At 70.2% G+C, this 19,736-nt stretch carries 19 protein-coding genes; 8 read left to right on the top strand and 11 right to left on the bottom strand.

All coding sequences use genetic code 11. The annotated features are described in order from the left end of the window. Window positions 1-11: 11 nt before the first annotated feature. Genes KUF83_RS35960 through KUF83_RS35950 form a run of 3 tightly spaced genes read right to left on the bottom strand, consistent with a single transcriptional unit; the run spans window position 12 to window position 1,568 of the window. Window positions 12-407: a nitroreductase/quinone reductase family protein gene (locus KUF83_RS35960; protein WP_217459247.1), complete on the bottom strand. Its 396-nt coding sequence runs from the start codon at window positions 405-407 to the stop codon at window positions 12-14. 1 nt (window position 408) lies between these two features. Continuing rightward, complete coding sequence (locus KUF83_RS35955) at window positions 409-705, bottom strand: DUF397 domain-containing protein (protein ID WP_217459246.1); 297 nt, start codon at window positions 703-705, stop codon at window positions 409-411. An 11-nt stretch (window positions 706-716) separates the two neighbouring features. Further along, window positions 717-1,568 carry a helix-turn-helix transcriptional regulator gene (locus KUF83_RS35950; RefSeq protein WP_217459245.1) on the bottom strand — a complete coding sequence of 284 codons (852 nt, stop codon included), beginning with the start codon at window positions 1,566-1,568 and terminating at the stop codon, window positions 717-719. 200 nt (window positions 1,569-1,768) lie between these two features. Here KUF83_RS35950 and KUF83_RS35945 point away from each other — a divergent pair, with 200 nt between their 5' ends. Both KUF83_RS35945 and KUF83_RS35940 read left to right on the top strand, forming a co-directional pair. After that, on the top strand, window positions 1,769-2,191 hold the full coding sequence (locus tag KUF83_RS35945; RefSeq protein WP_217459244.1) for an ATP-binding protein: 423 nt from the start codon (window positions 1,769-1,771) through the stop codon (window positions 2,189-2,191). 103 nt (window positions 2,192-2,294) lie between these two features. Beyond that, window positions 2,295-4,154 carry a protein kinase gene (locus KUF83_RS35940; RefSeq protein WP_217459243.1) on the top strand — a complete coding sequence of 620 codons (1,860 nt, stop codon included), beginning with the start codon at window positions 2,295-2,297 and terminating at the stop codon, window positions 4,152-4,154. 182 nt (window positions 4,155-4,336) lie between these two features. Here the strand turns inward: KUF83_RS35940 and KUF83_RS35935 are convergent, their stop codons facing one another. Next, window positions 4,337-5,887 carry a CehA/McbA family metallohydrolase gene (locus tag KUF83_RS35935; RefSeq protein WP_217459242.1) on the bottom strand — a complete coding sequence of 517 codons (1,551 nt, stop codon included), beginning with the start codon at window positions 5,885-5,887 and terminating at the stop codon, window positions 4,337-4,339. 226 nt (window positions 5,888-6,113) lie between these two features. Between KUF83_RS35935 and KUF83_RS35930 the strand changes: the two genes are divergently transcribed. The 4 genes from KUF83_RS35930 to KUF83_RS35915 all read left to right on the top strand — a co-directional run bounded on the left by KUF83_RS35930 (window position 6,114) and on the right by KUF83_RS35915 (window position 11,158). Further along, entirely contained in the window at window positions 6,114-6,959 is an 846-nt protein-coding gene (locus KUF83_RS35930; protein ID WP_217459241.1) for an LLM class F420-dependent oxidoreductase, read from the top strand. Between the two features lie 82 nt (window positions 6,960-7,041). Beyond that, window positions 7,042-9,627 (top strand): bifunctional FO biosynthesis protein CofGH, encoded by a 2,586-nt coding sequence (locus KUF83_RS35925; RefSeq protein ID WP_217459240.1) that lies wholly within the window; start codon window positions 7,042-7,044, stop codon window positions 9,625-9,627. Window positions 9,628-9,753: 126 nt separating this feature from the next. Then, window positions 9,754-10,329 (top strand): hypothetical protein, encoded by a 576-nt coding sequence (locus tag KUF83_RS35920; RefSeq protein WP_217459239.1) that lies wholly within the window; start codon window positions 9,754-9,756, stop codon window positions 10,327-10,329. A gap of 94 nt (window positions 10,330-10,423) precedes the next feature. Further along, entirely contained in the window at window positions 10,424-11,158 is a 735-nt protein-coding gene (locus KUF83_RS35915) for a DsbA family protein (RefSeq protein ID WP_374106232.1), read from the top strand. Between the two features lie 84 nt (window positions 11,159-11,242). Here KUF83_RS35915 and KUF83_RS35910 read toward each other — a convergent pair whose 3' ends face one another. Genes KUF83_RS35910 through KUF83_RS35905 form a run of 3 tightly spaced genes read right to left on the bottom strand, consistent with a single transcriptional unit; the run spans window position 11,243 to window position 12,775 of the window. Beyond that, a complete protein-coding gene (locus KUF83_RS35910) occupies window positions 11,243-11,740 on the bottom strand; it encodes a DUF2165 domain-containing protein (RefSeq protein WP_217459238.1) in 498 nt (165 codons plus the stop codon). A gap of 31 nt (window positions 11,741-11,771) precedes the next feature. Continuing rightward, window positions 11,772-11,906, bottom strand: a complete 135-nt coding sequence (locus tag KUF83_RS42695) for a hypothetical protein (protein WP_302828590.1) — start codon at window positions 11,904-11,906, stop codon at window positions 11,772-11,774. Window positions 11,907-11,923: 17 nt separating this feature from the next. Beyond that, window positions 11,924-12,775: a hypothetical protein gene (locus KUF83_RS35905; RefSeq protein ID WP_217459237.1), complete on the bottom strand. Its 852-nt coding sequence runs from the start codon at window positions 12,773-12,775 to the stop codon at window positions 11,924-11,926. Window positions 12,776-12,890: 115 nt separating this feature from the next. Between KUF83_RS35905 and KUF83_RS35900 the strand changes: the two genes are divergently transcribed. Further along, window positions 12,891-13,676, top strand: a complete 786-nt coding sequence (locus tag KUF83_RS35900; protein WP_217459236.1) for an SDR family oxidoreductase — start codon at window positions 12,891-12,893, stop codon at window positions 13,674-13,676. Window positions 13,677-13,818: 142 nt separating this feature from the next. Next, a complete protein-coding gene (locus tag KUF83_RS35895; protein WP_217459235.1) occupies window positions 13,819-15,384 on the top strand; it encodes a sodium:solute symporter family protein in 1,566 nt (521 codons plus the stop codon). A 177-nt stretch (window positions 15,385-15,561) separates the two neighbouring features. On the opposite strand, the gene KUF83_RS35890 is transcribed toward KUF83_RS35895, so the two are convergent. The 4 genes from KUF83_RS35890 to KUF83_RS35875 all read right to left on the bottom strand — a co-directional run bounded on the left by KUF83_RS35890 (window position 15,562) and on the right by KUF83_RS35875 (window position 19,578). Further along, a complete protein-coding gene (locus KUF83_RS35890; RefSeq protein WP_217459234.1) occupies window positions 15,562-16,716 on the bottom strand; it encodes an ADP-ribosylglycohydrolase family protein in 1,155 nt (384 codons plus the stop codon). Window positions 16,717-17,115: 399 nt separating this feature from the next. Continuing rightward, window positions 17,116-17,316: a DUF397 domain-containing protein gene (locus KUF83_RS35885; RefSeq protein ID WP_217459233.1), complete on the bottom strand. Its 201-nt coding sequence runs from the start codon at window positions 17,314-17,316 to the stop codon at window positions 17,116-17,118. Window positions 17,317-17,564: 248 nt separating this feature from the next. Continuing rightward, window positions 17,565-18,422 carry a helix-turn-helix transcriptional regulator gene (locus KUF83_RS35880; protein ID WP_217459232.1) on the bottom strand — a complete coding sequence of 286 codons (858 nt, stop codon included), beginning with the start codon at window positions 18,420-18,422 and terminating at the stop codon, window positions 17,565-17,567. Window positions 18,423-18,822: 400 nt separating this feature from the next. Beyond that, window positions 18,823-19,578: a GPP34 family phosphoprotein gene (locus KUF83_RS35875; protein ID WP_217459231.1), complete on the bottom strand. Its 756-nt coding sequence runs from the start codon at window positions 19,576-19,578 to the stop codon at window positions 18,823-18,825. Window positions 19,579-19,736 lie beyond the last annotated feature (158 nt).

Genomic DNA, 19,736 nt, shown 5'->3' with positions numbered 1-19,736 from the left:
CCCGCCCGCGCTCAGTCGGCGAGATCGACCCGCACGGTCAGCAGGTTCGTGCCGACCGCCCGGACCGCCGTGCTGTTCAGGCGCGGCAGGGACTTCAGCCGGGCGCGGGCGTCGTCCTCGTGCAGCAGGTGGGCGGTGCCGTGGTGCCACCGGCCCTTCACGCGGACTCTGACCTTCGGGTCGGCCTGGATGTTCCGCACGTACTGCGACTTCTCGCCGTACTCGGACACGATCCAGAACTCCTGCCCGACGCGACGCCCACCGACCGGCGTCCGCCGGGGGAGGCCCGACTTCCGCCCGGTGGTTTCCAGGAGTACCTGGAACGGCAGCAGCCTGGAGACCGGGTTCGCGATCCGTCGCTGGATCGTGGTGACGATCCGGAACTTGAGCTCGTGATGGCGGGACATGTCAGGCGTGGGTCCTCTTGAGTACGCGGAGGAGGGTGCCGAAGGTGGCCGGGTCGGTCGAGAGTATGGAGTGGGTGGGATCGCTGCTTTCGGTGAGATGGATCGTTTTTGCGGTGGTGGCGACGTGGAGGCAGGCGTCGCCTTCCTGGCAGTAGGAGGACTTCTGCGCCGTCGCGGCGACATGGACGCAGGATTCGCCCTGGGCGCAGTGGGAGGACCTCTGCCATGTGTCGGCAACGTGGAGGCAGGCTTCGCCCTGGGCGCAGTAGGAGGACTTCTGCCAAGTGGTAGCGGGCATCGCGGCTTCCTTCACAAGTGTTGGGCGATGTCGTGGATCAGGTCCTGCGACTTCGCCGGGTCGAGGGCGGCTCTCTCCAGTCTGTCGAGGAGCTGCCGGTACTGCGCCAACTGGGCCTCGGAGTCGATGAACACGGGGCCGTGGGACTGGTCCAGTTGTGCTGTGTCGAGCGCTGGCACAGAGCCGCACATGAAGTAGACCGACTGCCCCGAGCCCGGGTATGAGCCTGCGTCGAAAGGGATCACGCGGATCGACACGTGGTCGTATTCGCTGGCCTTGAGCAGCTGTTGAAGTTGGGTGCGGGTCACGTCCGGGCCGCCGAACTTCATGCGCAGGGCTGCTTCGTGGATCACTGCCTGGTACGGGACCGCATGGTCCTTGTAGAGCGCGGCTTGGCGCTTGACGCGGAATGAGACGCGGTGCTCGATCTCCGGAGGAGACAGTTCGGGGACGGCCTGGCGGTAGATCTCGCGGGCATGGTCGACGGTCTGGAGCAGGCCGGGGATGTGCATGCTGTGCGCCGCGTGCAGGCTCCTGCCGTGATGTTCGATCTCGGCCAAGTCGAGCAGCTTGGGCGGGAGGATGTCGCGGTACTCCTCCCACCAGCCGCGCTTACGTTCCCCGATCATGGCGACGAGGGCCTCGATCAGCGCGGGTTCCGTGCACGAGTAAGCCCGTGCCATCACCCGTACGCGGTCCGCGCTCACTCCGAAGCGAGCCACTTCGATGTTGCTCAGCTGTCCGGAGCTGGTGCCCAGGAGGGCTGCTGCCTGCGTGGTGGTCATGCCGGCCCGCTCACGCAACTTGCGCAGCTCGACACCGAGTCGCGTGCGCCGTGCGGTCGGGGCCGCCCTGCCTGCCATGTTCGAACTCTCCCTAAAACGTGACGGGTTGAGACTTCACCCACACGAGTGGAACTCTAAAGGAATCCGGTCACCGGGTGAAAAGAATCCTTGCGTGACTCTATTCTGGAACCCAGGCGCCACCCCCCCCAGAAGCACCCCGCTCGACGGAGCGGCACGGTCACTGGGTCCCGAACTCCCCTCGTGATCGGAGACTTCCGATGGCCACCGTATCGCCGCCCTGGGCCTACACCCTCCAACTTCCGCACGATCCACGCGCACCGGGGATCGCCCGCGCAACTCTCCGAACCGTCCTCGCCGCCCACGGCCTGACGGGCCTCACACCCACCGCCGAACTGCTGGCCTCCGAGCTGCTCACCAACGCCCATCTGCACACCCAGGGCCCGTACGCGCTCCGTATCCGCTCGGCGGAACCCGACCGGCTGCGGATCGCGGTGTGGGACTCAGGCTCCGAGATCCCCCCGGGTTTCGGTGCCCCAGACGCCGTCCCCGCAGGCCCGGACACCGCGGAGGACGGCCGCGGCCTGCGTCTCGTACGGGCGTGCGCGGACAGGTGGGGCGCGCACGTGCTCGGGGACGCCCGGGGCGGCAAACTCCTGTGGGCCGAGTGCGGGAGCGGGTGATCGGCGAAATGAATGCGCGGTCACCCATCGGCCCTCCCACCCGTAACTCCCGCCCCTCCCCTATCCTCATGCGGACGCGGCGGGACGGGCAGAGGGAGCACGCATGGACGGGTTGGAGCCGGCCGATCCGGGCTGGATAGGCGGGTACCGGCTGCTCGGCAGGCTCGGTGAGGGCGGCATGGGGCGGGTGTATCTGGCCCGTTCCGAGCGGGGCCGTACGGTCGCGGTCAAGGTCGTCCAGGCAGAACTGGCCAGCAGGCCCGACTTCAGGCGCCGCTTCGCCCAGGAGGTGAAGGCGGCACAGCGGGTCGGCGGCGAGTGGACCGCACCCGTGCTGGACGCCGACACCGACGCGCCGACGCCCTGGGTCGCCACCGGCTACGTCGCAGGTCCCTCGCTCGCCGAAGTGGTCGACGAGCAGTACGGGCCGCTGCCTCCGAAAACCTTACGGGCGCTGGCGATCGGACTCGTCCACGCACTGCGGGCCATCCACGGCGCCGGGCTCGTGCACCGCGACCTCAAGCCCTCCAACGTCCTGGTGACGATCGACGGGCCCCGCGTCATCGACTTCGGGATCGCGCGCGCCCTCGACTCGGCCGTGCAGTCCGCCGACGGGCTCACCAAGCCCGGTGCCCTCGTGGGGTCCCCGGGCTTCATGGCCCCCGAGCAGGTGCGCGGGGAGCGGGTGACGTTCGCGAGCGACGTGTTCTGCCTCGGTGCCGTACTGGCCTACGCGGCGACGGGCCGACTGCCCTTCGGCAGCATGGAGGGCGGCATCCACTCGCTGCTCTTCCGCATCGCCCAGGAGGAGCCGAACCTGGACGGGATACCCGAGCCGTGGCACGGCCTGGTCGCGGACTGCCTGGCGAAGGACCCCGGCCAACGGCCCTCACTGGACACGCTGTTGAAGCGGGCCGAGGAAGCGGAGGGCGGCGGCGCGGAAGGCGGGCGCGGCGCGGCGGGCGGTGCGTGGCTGCCCGGCGCGGTGCTGGCGGAACTGGGCAGACACGCCGTGCGCCTCCTCGACAGCGAGGACCCGGAGAGTCACGCCCTCGCCGGGCGGGCGGCGGCTCCCGGACCCGGGACGGGCCCCGTACAGGTGGCGAGCCCCCTCCAGGGCGCGATCCCGTCCCCGGCGAGCCCCGTACCGGGCTTCGGGCCTCCCATCCCGTACGCACCGGCCACGCCCTCGTGGCAGAGCCCGCCACCCGACGGCGCCCACCCCTACCGGACGGCGCCGGCCGATCTCCACCCGCACAGCCCGCTACCGGGCGCCGTCCAGCCCCCGCACCTCTCCGCGCCCGTCTTCGCCGGCTCGCCCCTCACCCCCCGCCCGACCCGGGGACTCTCGATCGCCCTGGCCCTCCTGCTCGGCCTGTTCGTCGTGCCCCTGCTGCTCCGGAGCTACGTCCTCGCGACGGCCTTCTCCCGGCTGTCGGCGGCGGACAGCACCTCCGACACCAACCTGATCCAGGACTACGAACTCCTGAGTACCGCATCGCTGGCGACCGAGGTGCTCGGCGTCCTCGTGGGCATCCCCGTGGTGATCGTGTGGGCGTTCTGGTTCCACCGCACGCGGACCAATGCCGAGCTCTTCGCCCCCGGACGCGTCCGGTACGCCGTGGGGCTGGCGGCCGGCTCCTGGTTCATCCCGGTCGTCAACCTCTTCATGCCCAAGCAGATCGGCAACGACATCTGGACGGCGACGACCGGCACGCCGACGGGCGCCGGACGGTGGCTTCTGCACACGTGGTGGTGGGTGTGGATCGCCTTCTTCGCGGCGTACGCGAACGACTCGACCGCCAGTTGGTACGACAGGGGCATGGCCGTCGCCGCCACGGACACCATCGTCACCTCGCAGGCGGCCAACGCCCTCGGGGTCGTGGCCGCCGTCCTGACCGTCGTCTTCGTACGACGGCTCACGTCCCTCCAGCAGAACCGCATCAACGGAGCGTCCCGCTAGAACGCCCCGCATCAACGGAGCGCCTCGCTAGAACGCCCCGCATCAACGGAGCGTCCCGCTGGAAACGCCCCGCATCAACGGAGCGTCCCGCTGGAAACGCCCCGCATCAACGGAGCGTCCCGCTGGAAACGCCCCGCATCAACGCGGCGCGTCCGGCCCGCGGCCTTAGGCCGTGCGCCTGTTCACTCCCGCCCGAGGAACACGGGGTTCGTGAACGCGGCCAGCGCCCCCGGCAAGGGGCCCGCCGCCACCTCGTGCCGCACCTCGGCCCGTACGTACGCGGCGTACTGGGCCGTCGTACGCCACTCCACCGTGCCGGAACCCGACACCGGCAGGACGGGGCTCGTGTGCAGCACGCCCTGGTCCGTGACCAGGCGGACCGTGCAGCGAGGGGCGCCCGAGACCTCCAGGCGGACCGTGACCGGGTCGTCCCGGTCCACCCTCAACCGGCCGCCGATACCCGCGTGTTCGCCCTTCGGCCCCGCGGCGGAGAACGACAGCGACACCGCCTTCGACTCCGCCACGTAGGAGCGGCCCGCGCGGAGGCCCTCCTGGATCGCCTCGCGGGTCAGGTCGTCGGCGAGGACGACCGTCTGCGGGCTGCCGACCGGGTCGGGGTCGCGGTGGGCGTCGCTGTTGCCCATCGCCGGAATCCAGTCCCGGCCGCCCCGGCCCTCCCGTACGGAGGCGACGAGCATGCTGTCCCAGTCGGCGAGCGACACCTCGTCGTCGGGCCCGTACGCGCCGTTCCACACCTCCACCGCGTCCGCCTCGCCGAAGCCGAACTTCCAGTTGCAGCCGACGCAGGTGGCGTGCGGATGGGCGGGCACGACGAGACCGCCGGCCTCACGGATCCGGCGCGCGTACCTGCCGAAGCGGTTGTCGCGCGCCCGGTAGCGCCAGTCGACGAAGGTCCCCGGGTCGGTGCCGAGCGCGACGACGTGACCGTTCCTCGTGGTCACCTCCTCGCCCAGCATGACCAGCAGGTCGTCGCCGGCCTGGTCGGCCCAATGGGCGTGCGCGGAGTGCGTGTTGTGCTCGGACGAGTTGATGAAGTCCAGGCCCGCCGCCCGCGCGAGGGCCGCGATCTCCGCCGGGGTGCGGCGGCCGTCCGAGTACCAGGAGTGCAGATGGCAGTCGCCCCGGTACCAGGCCCGGCCGCGGCCCTTCGCCCGCGACGGCGGATAGACCGGCTTGACGGCCGTGCCCGGCTCGCCGTACGTCAGCGTGATCGTCACCTCGTACGGGAGTCCCTGCGGAGCCACCGTGTACGGGCCCAGCGCGATGTGCCAGGTGCCCGCGCGGACCGGGCCCGGGATGTAGCCGGGTGTCGCGTCGTCCGCCCGGATGAAGAACTCCGTGCGGGCCCCGCCCGACCAGCCCCGGAAGCCCCTGCCACCCAGGTCGGTGCCGCGCTGGTCGAAGATGCCGATGTCGAGCGCGTTGCCCGCGGTGCCCGCCGGGACCGGAGGCCTCTCGTAGGAGTACGCGACCTTGATCTCCCGTACACCGGACGGGACTTCGACGGGCAGGTACACGAAGTCCGGCGAACCGGTGGGCAGGGTGCCGCGTACGGTCCGGGTCTCGGGGTCACCGGAACCGGAGGGACCGTCGGCCGCGTCGGCGCCGCTCGCGAAGCTCACGCCTCCCAACGTAAGCGCGGCGGCGGCTCCCGTCACGAACAGGGCGCGTCTGCCGACGTCGTGCCGGGCACTGTGGTCGTCCTCGCACATGCTGCTGCTCCCCGGGTCGTCGTGAGTCACATGGCACGGGTGACGCTGGTGTGGCGGTCACCAGCCTCGTATTCAGCCGTGAACCGCGGTACAAGGGAAGGCGATCGGCGGATTTCGGGAACGGAGCATCCGTGCGATCCGGCCAGTACGAGGAACCGGTGCGAGGCGCCGAAAAGGCCGACTGGTCGGTATGGACACCTGGACGTCGTGCCGGTAGAGATGACCCATGCGCATCTCCGTGACGATCTTCCTCACCGACGAGACGATCACTCCGACCCGGCTCGCCCGTGAGCTGGAGCAACGCGGCTTCGCCGGGCTCTACCTGCCCGAGCACACGCACATCCCCGTCGAGCGGACCACCCCGTACCCGGCGGGCGGGGACCTGCCGCCCGAGTACGGCCGCACCCTCGACCCCTTCGTCGCCCTCGGCCAGGCGGCGGCGGTCACCGAGTCCCTCGCGCTCGGCACCGGCATCACGCTCGTCGCCCAGCACGACCCGATCGACCTCGCCAAGCAGGTCGCGACCCTCGACCACCTCTCCGGCGGCCGCTTCACCCTCGGCGTCGGCTTCGGCTGGAACGTGGAGGAGGCCGCCGACCACGGCGTCGAGTGGCGTACGCGCCGGGAGCTCGGCCGGGACCGGATGGCGCTGATGCGGGCCCTGTGGTCGGCCGAACCGACCGCCCACGAAGGCCCGTTCGGGTCCGTCCGGGCCAGTCACGCGTACCCCAAGCCCGTGCAGAAGCCGCGGGGACCCGTCGTCGGGCCGCGCACCCTCGTCGGCGGCGCCGCCGGCCCGAAGCTGTTCTCGCACATCGGCGAGTACGCCGACGGCTGGCTGCCGATCGGCGGCGGGGGCCTGACCGAGTCGATGCCCGTGCTGCGGACCGCCTGGGCGGAGGCGGGACGCGACCCCGGAGCCCTCCAGGTCGTGCCCTACGCCGTGCTGCCGAGCGCCGGCAAGCTCGCGCACTACGCGGACCTCGGCATCGAGGAGGTCGTCCTCCAGTTGCCGCCGGCCGGGGAGGGGGAGGTACTGCGCGTACTGGACGAATACGCGGCGTACCTGTAGCCGCCCCCGGCGTGCGGCAGGTGTGCTGCTTGTAACGCGGCACACCTGTAATGCCTGATCAATCCGATCGTATGCTCGAAGGATGACGACTTCCGCGACCTCCGGAACCGGGCCCACCGCGAACGCCATGCGTCGCGCCCTCAAACGCGCCCGCGACGGCGTCGCCCTCGACGTCACCGAGGCCGCCGTGCTGCTCCAGGCCCGTGGCGCCGACCTGGACGACCTGACCGCCTCGGCCGCCCGGGTGCGGGACGCGGGCCTGGCGGCGGCGGGCCGCCCCGGCGTCATCACGTACTCGAAGAGCGTGTTCATCCCGCTCACCCGGCTGTGCCGGGACAAATGCCACTACTGCACCTTCGTCACGGTCCCCGGCAAACTGCGCCGGGCCGGACACGGAATGTTCATGTCGCCGGACGAGGTCCTCGACATCGCCCGCAAGGGGGCCGAACTGGGCTGCAAGGAAGCCCTGATCACCCTCGGCGACAAGCCCGAGGACCGCTGGCCCGAGGCCCGCGAATGGCTCGACGCGCACGGCTACGACGACACGATCGCCTACGTACGGGCCATCTCCATCCGCATCCTGGAGGAGACGGGCCTGCTCCCGCACCTCAACCCGGGTGTCATGTCGTGGACCGACTTCCAGCGGCTCAAGCCCGTCGCACCCAGCATGGGCATGATGCTGGAGACGACCGCGACCCGGCTGTGGAGCGAGCCCGGCGGCCCGCACCACGGGTCGCCCGACAAGGAGCCGGCGGTCCGGCTGCGCGTCCTGGAGGACGCCGGACGCTCCTCGGTGCCCTTCACCAGCGGTGTCCTCATCGGCATCGGCGAGACGTACGAGGAGCGCGCGGACTCCCTCTTCGCGCTGCGCCGCGTCTCCCGCGCCTACCACGGCATCCAGGAACTGATCATCCAGAACTTCCGCGCCAAGCCCGACACGGCGATGCGCGGGATGCCCGACGCCGAACTGGACGAACTGGTCGCGACGGTCGCCGTCGCCCGGCACATCATGGGCCCCTCCGCCTGCCTCCAGGCACCCCCCAACCTGGTCGACTCCGAGTACGGCCGGCTCATCGGCGCCGGGATCGACGACTGGGGCGGCGTGTCGCCGCTCACCATCGACCACGTCAACCCCGAGCGCCCCTGGCCGCAGATCGACCTGCTGCGCGAGCAGTCGGCGGAAGCGGGCTTCGAGCTGCGCGAACGCCTCTGCGTCTACCCCGAGTTCGTCCAGCGCGGCGAACCGTGGCTGGACCCGCGGCTGCTCCCGCACGTACGCGCGCTCGCCGACCCGGAGACGGGCCTCGCGGTGCCGGACGCCGTCGTCGAGGGCCACCCGTGGCAGGAGCCCGAGGAGGCGTTCACCTCGACGGGCCGTACCGACCTGCACACCGCGATCGACTCCGAGGGCCGCACGTCCGACCGGCGCGAGGACTACGACCACGTGTACGGCGACTGGGACGCCCTGCGGGAGGCCGCGGCGCCCGGGATGGTTCCCTCCCGCATCGACACCGACGTACGGGCCGCCCTCGCGACCGCCGCCGACGACCCGACCCGGCTGACCGACGACGAGGCCCTCGCCCTGCTCCACGCGGACGGCCCGGCGCTCGACGCGCTCTGCCGCATCGCGGACGACGTCCGCAGGTCGGCGGTCGGCGACGACGTCACCTACATCGTCACGCGGAACATCAACTTCACGAACGTCTGCTACACCGGCTGCCGCTTCTGCGCCTTCGCCCAGCGCCGCACCGACGCGGACGCCTACACCCTCTCCCTCGACCAGGTCGCCGACCGCGCCCAGCAGGCCTGGGACGTCGGCGCCGTCGAGGTCTGCATGCAGGGCGGGATCCACCCCGACCTGCCGGGCACCGCCTACTTCGACATCGCGCGCGCGGTGAAGGAGCGGGTGCCCGGGATGCACGTCCACGCCTTCTCACCCATGGAGGTCGTGAACGGCGCGACCCGTACGGGCCTGTCGATCCGCGAGTGGTTGACGGCCGCCAAGGAGGCCGGCCTCGACTCCATCCCCGGCACGGCCGCGGAGATCCTCGACGACGAGGTCCGCTGGGTCCTCACCAAGGGCAAGCTGCCCACCGCGACCTGGATCGAGGTGGTGACGACCGCGCACGAACTCGGCATCCGGTCCTCCTCCACCATGATGTACGGGCACGTGGACCAGCCCCGCCACTGGCTCGGCCACTTCCGCACGCTCTCCCGCATCCAGCAACAGACCGGCGGTTTCACGGAGTTCGTGACGCTGCCGTTCATCCACACGAACGCGCCGGTGTACCTGGCGGGGATCGCCCGGCCCGGTCCGACGACCCGCGACAACCGCGCGGTCATCGCGATGGCGCGCCTCCTCCTGCACCCGCACATCCCCAACATCCAGACAAGCTGGGTGAAACTGGGCACGGAGGGTGCCGCGGAGATGCTCCGCTCCGGCGCCAACGACCTCGGCGGGACCCTGATGGAGGAGACCATCTCCCGTATGGCGGGGTCGAGTTACGGCTCGTACAAGTCCGTCAAGGACCTGATCGCGGTGGCGGAGGCGGCGGGCCGCCCGGCGAAGCCGCGGACGACGCTGTACGGGCCGGTCCCCGAGGAGCGGCAGCGGGCCGCGGCCCTGTCGGACGGGCATCTGCCGGAGCTGCTGCCCGTCCTGGACTGACACGGCGGGCCCCTGGACCGCCCCGGTGGGCGCCGCCGGGGCGGGCCGGGCCAGGAACAGGCAGGGACCGCGTCGGAGTAGGATGATCCGACCCTCCGACGGGGTGAATCAGAGCTGAGGAGATGCGTGCCCGTGCCTGCCCGACGGCTTCCCTCGTGGGCCTGGGTCACCGGTCTGACCGCGGCCGCTCTGGTGCTGGTGGCCGTCCTGGCCGTCAAGGCCGACGAAGGTCCCGAGCCGACCGCGTCCGCGAGCCCGAAGCCGTCCGCCTCGGCCGGCGTCAAGCCCTCCGCCTCACCCGGAAAGTCCGAGCAGCCGGCCGCCGTGCCGGACGGCTCCGGCACGGGACGGCGCATCGTCTACTCCCTCGCGCAGCGCCGCGTGTGGCTGGTCGACGCGAGCGACGCGCCCCGGCGCACCTTCAAGGTGTGGCCCGGGACGGTGGGCCCGGAGCCCGGCAACTACACGGTCGGCACCCGGCGCGAGGCCGCGACCGGCAGTGACGGCGTGGAGATCGAGCACATCGTCTACTTCGCCGTGGCGTCCGGCGTGAACGTCGCCTTCTCCAACGCGGTGGACGGCTCCTCCCCGCCACCGCCCGCGTCGGGCACGACGACGGGCGGCGTCCGCATGAAGGCGGCCGACGGGGACGCGGTCTGGAAGTTCGGCACGGCGGGGACGACGGTCGCGGTGGTGAAGTAGTCCGCGGCCTCCCCCGCCGGATCCGGGGTCCGCGGTACTGACCTGTCGTACCGGTGTTCTAGGATCACGCCGTTCTCTGGGGAGGGGATGACGCGTGGTGCGTAGAGGTGGAGGGCGTTGGGCCGTGCTGTGCCTGGCGATGCTGATGCTGGCGGGATGCGGGGAGCGGGCGGCCGAGGGGAACCCGAGGTTCGCAAGCACCGGGGAACTGCCGGAGAAGCTCGGCAAGGACGGCACCACCATTCTGGTGGGCGATCCGAGAGCGAAGCTGACCGTGCACCTGTACGAGGACCCGCGCTGTCCGTACTGCGGGGAGTTCGAGACGACCGGCGGCGCCGGTGCGCTGCGGGAAGCGGTGCTCACCCGTCGGGCGACGGCCGGATACACCTTCGCCTCCTTCCTGGACGACCGGCTCGGCGGCAGTGGGTCGAAGAAGGCGGTCAACGCCTTGCGGGCCGCACTGGAGGAGGGCCGGTTCGTGGAGTACCACGAGGTGCTCTACGCCAACCAGCCCGAGGAGAGCGACGACGGCTACACCACCGCCGCGCTGCTGGACCTGGCGGACGAGGTGGAAGGCCTGCGTGGCCCGGCGTTCGACACGGCCGTGAAGACCATGAAGTACCGCTCCTTCGTGACCGCTTCCGAGAAGGCGTACGAGCGGGCCGGCGGAGCGGAGGAGCCCGACGGGCCGGGGACGCCCGCCGCTGTGATCAACGGCAGGCGGATCCCGGTGCAGTACGGCGACGTGCTCCTCAGCGGTACGGCCTTCGCCGATCTGCTGGAACAGATCTTCCACAACACATGGCATTGGGAGAAGGGCATCGCGTGAACAGCGCGTCCCTGCCCGGCGAGCGGCGAGCGGCGACCTCGATCTGGCATCGATGATCTGCGGATCTGCAACAGCCCGGTCCCTCTAGGGAGTGTTCCCGGGCCGGTCCATCGGAAGGTGAACGACCAGCAGCACGACCCCGCTCATCAAAAAGACCCGCATCGCCGCGTCCAGCCCGTTCCAGTCCTCCGACTGCCACATCGCGAACCACTCGCCGCCGATCGCGAGGAATCCCGCGCCGAAGAGCAGCATCAGCATCAGCAGGCCGATGGTGGAGGTCCGCCGGGCGTTGACGTGGTCGTGGCGGAACCACTGGACCGTGGCCCGGATCAGGACGAGCGCGGCGATCGTCTCCCAGACGATGATCGCCACGTAGGCCGCGTCCTGGAGCCCCTTCGACTCCACGGCCCGCCACATCAGGTCGTCGTCCTTGAAGGTCGTGTCCATGGACAGGACGTGCTGGACGAACTGCTGGTTGGTGCCGAAGTCCGTGATGTTCCCGAACGCCACGAACGTGATGTAGAGAGCGACCGTGCCGGTGAGCAGGGTCGCCGCGAGCGGTAGCGCGCGTACCGAGGCCATCCTCAAGTCCCTTCGCAGACAGATGTGTTGGTCAACGACGGGACGCCGAGGAGTATGCCGCGTCCGGGTGACGGATCAGCGGGACGACCACGGCCGGGTCGGCCACGGCAGGGTCGGCGGCGGCCGGGTCGGCCACGGCAGGGTCGGCGGCGGCCGGGTCGGCCACGGCAGGGCCGGCGGCGGTCAGCGGAGCCGGTCGACGTACCGGTCCGTCCCCGGCACCGTCGGGATGAAGGGGGCCACCAACTCCACCTGCCCCAGGCCGCTTTCGGCCACCGTGGTGTCCAGCCCGGTGAAGTACTCCTCCCAGCACTCCCGCGGGTCCGCCTCCAGGAACCACAGCAGCGTCAGCCGTGTGTCGACGCCTTCGACCTGCTTCACGTACGTCATGCGGTCGCCGGGGAGCGGGGTCGGGCGGAAGACCGTGACCATGGCGGCGGGGGAGCCCGCGAGGCGCTTCGGGAGGTGGCGGGAGCGCAGCCACTCCAGCAACTCGCCGCGTTGTTCGGGGGATTCGGCGTCGATCACCTGAAGCACCAGGCCCGCGTACGGATGGTCGAGCGCGTGGAAGTCGCGTGGCCCGGCGGCCCCGTCCCGGTACACCGTCGCCTCGTGGTCCTGGAACGCGGTGAAGACGTGCGTACGGTCCTGGTAGACCCGGCCGTCCCTGTTCAGCCGCTTGTTGATGCCGACCGTCCACTTCATGTGCTCGTCGTAGCGGCCGTCCGTGACCCAGTACGTCGAGAGGTAGCAGCCGGCCGTGACCGGCTGGGCGACCGCGGACTTCTCGGGGTAGCGCAGGAGCTGGAGGTCGCGGGTCGCCACCCAGCGGCGGCCCGCCGCCATCCAGGGCATGGCCATCGCGCCCGCGTAGTAGTGGTCGTCCTCGTACCAGCGGTTGTACGCGTACTCGTGGCCCGGATGCGGCTCCACCATCGTGATCAGGGCGTGGCCGGGACGGACGCCGTACGGGCCGACGGCGGCCAGTTCCGCGTACACCTCGCTGCGCGTGTCGACCGGTGTGTCATCGAGCATGGCGCTCCCCCTTCTCCGTGTTCCTCGGGCCTGTGTCCTCCGGGGTTCCGTCCTCCGCCGGACGCACCTACTCTGACGGACCGTCAGATCAACCGCCAGAGCCGGGAGGCCCGCAATGTCACTGCTCCAGGGCAAGACAGTCGTCGTCTCGGGGGTGGGCGCCGGACTCGGCCACCAGGTCGCGGCGGCGGTCGTGCGCGACGGCGGCAACGCCGTCCTCGGCGCCCGCACCGAGGCGAATCTCGCCAAGGCCGCCGCCGAACTCGACCCGGACGGCGCGCACACGGCGTACCGGGCGACCGACATCACCGACGAGGCCCAGTGCGAGGCGCTGACCGCGCTCGCCGTGGAGCGCTTCGGCCGGCTCGACGCGGTCGTCCATGTGGCCGCCTGGGACAGCTACTTCGGCGGTCTGGAGGACGCGGACTTCGCCACCTGGCAGGCCGTGCTCGACGTGAACCTGCTCGGCACCCTGCGGATGACCCGGGCCTGCCTGCCCGCGCTGAAGGAGCGCGGCGGGTCGGTGGTCGTCATCGGGACGCAGTCGTCGGTCGCCGCCCCCTCCCAGGTGCGACAGGCGGCGTACGCGGCCTCGAAGGGCGCGCTGACCAGCGCGATGTACTCCATGGCGCGGGAGCTCGGTCCGCATCGGATCCGGGTGAACACCGTGCTGCCGGGGTGGATGTGGGGCCCGCCGGTGGAGGCGTACGTGCAGTTCACCGCGTACACCGAGGGCGTGCCGGAGCCCGAGGTGCTGGAGCGGCTCACCTCGCGGATGGCGCTGCCCGAGCTGGCCACGGACGGAGACGTGGCGGACGCCGCGGTGTTCCTGGCGTCGGACCGGTCGCGGGCCATCACAGGGCAGTCCTTGCTGGTCAACGCGGGTGAGCTGATGCGATAGTCATCACGGGCCACGTTCAGAAACATGAACCGAGGTCAGTAAGCAGAACTATTTTACCTCCCTTTGACTGTACGAGTGGTTGTCGGAGTCATGCCATCAAACCCACGATGAGCGGGCGCTTCACGACCCTGGGAGGGGGCACATGAACGGTCTCGACTGGGCCGTGCTCATCGGCTACTTCGGTGTGATGGTCGCGATCGGCCTGTGGTCCCACAAACGTGTGGACGACGTCAGCGACTTCTTCACGGCCGGCGGCAAGATGCCGTGGTGGCTGTCGGGCATCTCGCACCACATGTCCGGCTACAGCGCCGTGATGTTCACGGGCTACGCGGCAATCGCCTACACGTACGGCATCACTTCCTACGTCACCTGGTCCTTCCCGATCGCCATCGGCATCGCGATCGGCGCGAAGCTGTTCGCGCCCCGGCTCAACCGGGTGCGCTCACGGCTGCACGTGGCCTCGCCACTGGAGTACCTGAAGAACCGCTACAACCTGCCCACACAGCAGGCGCTCGCCTGGTCCGGCGTCCTGCTGAAGATCGTGGACGTCGGCGCCAAGTGGGCCGCCATCGCCACCCTGTTGTCCGTCTTCACCGGTGTCTCGCTCAACATGGGCATCCTCATCACCGGTGCCGTCACGGCCGTCTACTGCACGGTCGGCGGTCTCTGGGCGGACGCGCTGACCGAACTCGGCCAGTTCATCATCCAGTTCGTCGCCGGCATCGCGATGCTCGTCGCCGTCATGGCCGAGCTGAACGGCTTCGGCACCCTCTGGAGCGTCTGGGACGAGCCCGCGCTCGACGGCCACACCAAGCCGCTGGCCGGCCCGTACATGATGGTCTTCCTGATCGCGTACCTGTTCATCAAGACCTTCGAGTACAACGGCGGCATGTGGAACCAGGCCCAGCGCTACATGGCCACGGACTCCGCGAAGTCCGCCACGCGCTCGGCCACGCTGTCCGCCGTGCTCTGGCTGGTCTGGCCGCTCGTGCTGTTCTTCCCGATGTGGGTCGCGCCGCTGATCATCAAGACGGACACACCGGGCGACTCGTACGCGCTGATGGCCGAACAGCTCCTGCCGCACGGGCTGTTGGGTCTGGTCGTCGTCGGGTTCTTCTCGCACACCATGGCGATGTGCTCGTCCGACGCCAACGCGATCGCCGCCGTCGTCACCCGCGACATCATGCCCGCGGTCTCACGCAAGGCGCGCGAGTGGGACACCCGGATGGGACTGCTGGCCGCCCGCTGGGCCACGCTGCTCTTCCTCGGTCTGTCGATGGCCATCGCGACCCAGGTCAACTCCGCCTTCTTCGGTGACATCATCACCGTCGTCATCAAGTGGGTGGCGGGCCTGATGGGTCCGATCGCGATCCCGCTGATGCTGGGCCTGCTCCCGTGGTTCCGCAAGAGCGGCCCGACGGCGGCGCTGATCAGCTGGGGCGTCGGACTGGTCACCTTCTGGCTGGTCAACTACCCGATCAGCTGGAACGTCGACGGCGGAGTCCCGCTCCAGTACCAGGTGTCGATCCCGCTCGCGGTGTCGCTCGTCCTCTACATCGTCGTCGGTTACGTCAAGCCGGAGGACACCCCGGAGAGGGACGCGCTCATCGCGAAGATCAACACGGATGACGACGGATCCACCGCCGCGGCGGTACCGGTCCCGGCCGGACCCGCGGACGACGTGGTGGGCACGCCGGTCAAGGACTGATCCGCACACGAGGGGCAGGAGGGCGACCGCTCGGGAACGAGCGGTCGCCCCGACCTGTTCCGGGGCGCCCCGGCCCTGCCCCGGCTGAGCGCCAGCCGTGCACCAGCCGTGCACCAGCCGTGCACCGGCCGTGCACCAGACCCGGCCGGCCGCGTCGCGGCCGACGGTCTGCGGGGTTCAGACCGCCGGGACCGGCGTGCCGCCCGGCAGGGCCGCGTATCCGCGCGGATACCGGGCCAGCCAGCCCGGTGAGGAGCCCGCCGGACCGTGCAGGGCCGGGCCCTGGGTCATCTCCATCGCGAAGTCGTCCGCGAGGACGAGCATGGTGGGGCGGCCCTCCAGCTCGGCCAGCCAGGACGGCGGAAGGGCCGTCTCGCCGTGCATGGCTCCGAGCAGCGCGCCGGTGAGGGCACCGGCGGCGGCCGACGCGCCACCGTGGTTCACCGACAGGCACAGCCCGTGCCGGGTGTCCTCGCCGACCAGCGCGCAGTACACGGCCACCGAGAGCAGTCCGTCCGCCGTGCCGTCCCCGGCCAGATCCTCGACCCGGGCCGGCGTCGGCATGCCCTGCCGTACGGCCCCCAGAGCCCGCTGCAGGGCCTCCGCGACGGGCTGCTGCCCCGGGCGGGCGGCCAGCAACTGCAGCGCCCGCTGGACGGCGGTGTCGAGGCTCTCACCGCGCGCGAGCCCGTGCACGATGACGGCGTACGCGCCCGCCGACAGGTACGCCAGGGGGTGGCCGTGCGTCTGCGCCGAACACTCCACCGCGAGCTGCATGACGAGCTGCGGCTCCCAGCCGACCAGCAGCCCGAACGGCGCGGAGCGGGCCGCCGCCTCCACTCCCCGCTCGTCGGGGTTCTTGGGCGCGTCCAGCGTGCCCATCAGCTCGTCACCGAGGCCGATCAGGCAGGCGCGCGCGGGCTCACGCCGGGCGTACAGCCACTCCTCGCGCGCCAGCCACCCGTCCTCCTTGCGCCGTTCGTCCGGGCCCCAGTCGCGCTGCGTGGAGGCCCACCGCAGATAGGCGCGGTGCAGATCCGTCGGCGGATGCCAGGCACCGGTGTCCCGGCGCACCTGGGCCCGTATCAGCCCGTCGACCGAGAACAGGTTCAGCTGGGTGAGATGCGAGACGGCCCCGCGCCTGCCGTGGCCGAACGCCAGGTCGGTGAGCCCTTCCGCGCCGTGCGCCGCACGGATCTCCTCCAGCGTGAGGCCCTCGACGGGCGAGCCCAGCGCGTCACCGACCGCCGCGCCGAGGAGCGTGCCACGCACCCGGCTGCGGAAGTCCTGCTGTTCGGCGCGGCCCCAGACGGCACCGGCTGTCGCACCCACCGAGGCCTCCTGAGATCCCGATCCGATTCCGTCCGTACGGTCGACAGCTCAGCACTGTAATCGAACAGGAACGGTCGGTTGAGAGGCGGAACGGTATGTGAACAGTGGGGCGACTGATCATATTTGGCGGGGATCGGAACGCATTTCCGTCGGTCCGCCGCGTGGAAAAGAAGATCCACGCGGACGATCACGGATTTCATGTGCGACATCTGCGCGCCACGCACACAAATGCAGGGGCCCTTCGCGATCACCCGGACAGGGCCGAGCCCCCTCGGCCGGGACGGCGGGCCAGTCGAGAGGGCTCTTTCATGGTGCGTGTGCAGTTGTTGATCCAGTTGTCGGTGCTCTTGCTGTGCGTACCGCTTCTGCTGTGCGTACTGCGCGAGGCATCCGTTGAGATCAGACGGTGCCGCGGCTCACTTCTGAGACGAAGGCGTTCCACGACTCCGCCGGGAAGGCCAGGGTGGGGCCTTCGACGACCTTGGAGTCGCGGACGGCCATCGCCGCCAGGACAGGGGACTTGACCTCGACGCATGCGCCGTTTCCTTGGGAGTACGAAGACTTGGTCCACGTGTCCGAGGAGCCCTGCTTGATTGCCATGTTCGCTCCGGTAGCCAGTTGCTGAGTTGCTGTCACCGAGCTGCGGGTCCCCTGTGGAACCCACGGTTCGGATTGCGCCAAGGTCGTTGCTCCCTGGCGTGATCGACGCTACTCGCCAACATCGGCGTACGAAGCGACTATTCACTCGACCGGATGGCATATACCAGCTGGGTCTTCCGCTGCGATAGGCCGAGGGTGTATTGTCCCGCTCCCTCTCGCGGGGCGGTCGAAATCGGCCCCGAATCAGCTCAGTGCGCGTAGTCCTTCGCGACATCCGCGATGAACTCACGGGACTGGTCCGCGTTGAGCGCCTGCGCCCGCAGATGCTCGTACATGACGCTGTACTTCTGGACGTCGTTCGCCTTCTCCAGGTACAGGTCGCTCGTGACGCCCTCGATGTAGACCACGCTGGAGTCGGCCGCGTCGGGGAACTCGAGGATCGCGTACTGACCGCTCACCCCCGGATGGGCGCCCATCGTGAACGGGATGACCTGCACCGTCACGTGCGGTACGTGGGACATCTCGACGAGGTGCTCCAACTGCTCGATCATCACCTGCTTGTTGCCCACGGTCCTGCGCAGCGCGGCCTCGTCCAGGACGGCCCACAGCCGCAAGGGGTTCTCCAGGTCGGAGATACGTTCCTGTCGCCGCAGCCGTACCTGCACACGCTTGTCGATGTCACCGGGTGCCGCCTCGGGGAGCGCGCCCTGGATCAGCGACTCGGCGTACGGACGGGTCTGCAGCAGGCCCGGCACGACCAGCGGGTCGTAGACGCGCAGACTCGCCGCGTCGGTCTCCAGACCGATGTAGACGCTGTAGGGGATGTCGCCGAAGGAGTGCCACCAGCCCTGCTGGCGCGAGTCCTTGGCCATCTGCATCAGCGAGTCGACGATCCGGACGTCCTCGACCTCGTACACCCCGCACAGGTCGCGGACGTCGCGCTGGCTGATGCTGCGCCGCCCGTTCTCCAGGCGGCTGATCTTCGACTGCGAGACGAGCAGCCGCTCGGCGACCTCTTCGGCCGTCATGCCCTTGAGCTCGCGGAGCCGTCGCAGCTCCTGGCCCAACCGGCGTCGCCTGACGGTGGGATTGACATTGGACGCCACGGGACGTGCACCTCCGGCTGCGTGCTGCCTGTACTTTGCGTATCTGCTGTTGAGCAGATTGCCACCAAGGCGCTTACTACCGCTGGGAAACAGCGGATATGCCGTGCGTACACGCCACTTGTCGCCACCTCGCGCCACCTTGCCGTCCGTACGGCGACGGACGACAGTGGACGACTGTGGACACACGGACGCGCGGGGCGACGGGCCTGTCGTCGTCCCGACGAACGGCCCGTCGCCCCGCGCGGCCCAGCGGCTCCCGAACCGGGTACTGGCGACTGCGGTGCGGCGCTGACGTGCGTGACGCGCGAGGCGCGGTGCACGGTGGGTACTGCGGAGTTACTACTGATGCTGCGGGTACTGCCGTACTGCGGTCGTAGCGGTGGTGCCGTGGACCAGCGACTCAGTGGGCCACGGCGCGCGCCATCGAACCGCGGCGCGGTTGCATCGGAACGCCCCTGGCGGGCTCCGGTGCGGGCCTGGCTCCGGGGGCGGCCTGACGGCCGGCCGGTGCCGGGCTGCGGCGCGGCTGTGCGGCCACACCGTTCTGGACGTCCATCACGGCGTGTGCCACGAGGCCGCCCATGGGGTCGTGCCTGATCAGATCCCGGAGACGGGAGCGCGACGAACGCCCTTCGTTCCCCGGGTAGAGGTGCTTGCCCAGGCCGACGGCGTGCGCCAGCGCGGCCAGTGCGGCGGTCCGCGGGTCCGGCGGTACGCCGGTGCGGATCGCGCTGTCCAGCCGGGCCCTGATCTCCCGGCTGATCTCCGTGTCCGTCGCTTGATAGCGAGTCGTCGGAAGCACCCCGCACATCTGACCCGCCACGGCATGAACCATGCCGCATCGCTCCAGATGCGAGAGATATGTCTGGCGCAGCCCCAGTCGGGGCCCGCCGATCCAGTTCACAGCGCGTACTGGAGCACCCCGCCTGCGGAGTAGTTCCAGCGCACAGTCCAAGGTCGGATCTCCGGTCGGCCGTGGTGCCACCACGGCGATACGATCCCCGTCTGGGGCTATCCGTCCGGCCAGCGCCAGCTCCACTAGCTGTGCTCCGGCCAGACCGAGGTCGAGCGACTGCGGCTGTGCGGTGGTACCCGTGGTCGGGTCCAGCGCCAGCAACAGAAGCTCCTCCGGAATTGTTCTGCGGCTCCTGCCCATCCATGCCTCCCCGCGTGGATGAATGACAGGGTGACCCCTCTCACATTGGTCTGTCGAGAGTGCGTGACCGGTTCGTAGTGGAACCGATAGATATGTCGTTCTCGTCTACCGCAGGGGTTAAGCCCCCACACAGGACACTGGTACATGGTTCGGACACG

The organism is Streptomyces sp. BV286 (assembly GCF_019090165.1).
Classification (GTDB): domain Bacteria; phylum Actinomycetota; class Actinomycetes; order Streptomycetales; family Streptomycetaceae; genus Streptomyces.
Note: the sequence above shows the minus strand (reverse complement) of the source record. Positions and strands in the feature narration are given on the sequence as shown.

Coding starts and splice junctions, on each gene's coding strand:
- KUF83_RS35960 (WP_217459247.1), bottom strand. CDS start 407: ATGTCCCGCCATCACGAGCTCAAGTTCCGGATCGTCACCACGATCCAG.
- KUF83_RS35955 (WP_217459246.1), bottom strand. CDS start 705: ATGCCCGCTACCACTTGGCAGAAGTCCTCCTACTGCGCCCAGGGCGAA.
- KUF83_RS35950 (WP_217459245.1), bottom strand. CDS start 1,568: ATGGCAGGCAGGGCGGCCCCGACCGCACGGCGCACGCGACTCGGTGTC.
- KUF83_RS35945 (WP_217459244.1), top strand. CDS start 1,769: ATGGCCACCGTATCGCCGCCCTGGGCCTACACCCTCCAACTTCCGCAC.
- KUF83_RS35940 (WP_217459243.1), top strand. CDS start 2,295: ATGGACGGGTTGGAGCCGGCCGATCCGGGCTGGATAGGCGGGTACCGG.
- KUF83_RS35935 (WP_217459242.1), bottom strand. CDS start 5,887: ATGTGCGAGGACGACCACAGTGCCCGGCACGACGTCGGCAGACGCGCC.
- KUF83_RS35930 (WP_217459241.1), top strand. CDS start 6,114: ATGCGCATCTCCGTGACGATCTTCCTCACCGACGAGACGATCACTCCG.
- KUF83_RS35925 (WP_217459240.1), top strand. CDS start 7,042: ATGACGACTTCCGCGACCTCCGGAACCGGGCCCACCGCGAACGCCATG.
- KUF83_RS35910 (WP_217459238.1), bottom strand. CDS start 11,740: ATGGCCTCGGTACGCGCGCTACCGCTCGCGGCGACCCTGCTCACCGGC.
- KUF83_RS35905 (WP_217459237.1), bottom strand. CDS start 12,775: ATGCTCGATGACACACCGGTCGACACGCGCAGCGAGGTGTACGCGGAA.
- KUF83_RS35900 (WP_217459236.1), top strand. CDS start 12,891: ATGTCACTGCTCCAGGGCAAGACAGTCGTCGTCTCGGGGGTGGGCGCC.
- KUF83_RS35895 (WP_217459235.1), top strand. CDS start 13,819: ATGAACGGTCTCGACTGGGCCGTGCTCATCGGCTACTTCGGTGTGATG.
- KUF83_RS35885 (WP_217459233.1), bottom strand. CDS start 17,316: ATGGCAATCAAGCAGGGCTCCTCGGACACGTGGACCAAGTCTTCGTAC.
- KUF83_RS35875 (WP_217459231.1), bottom strand. CDS start 19,578: ATGGGCAGGAGCCGCAGAACAATTCCGGAGGAGCTTCTGTTGCTGGCG.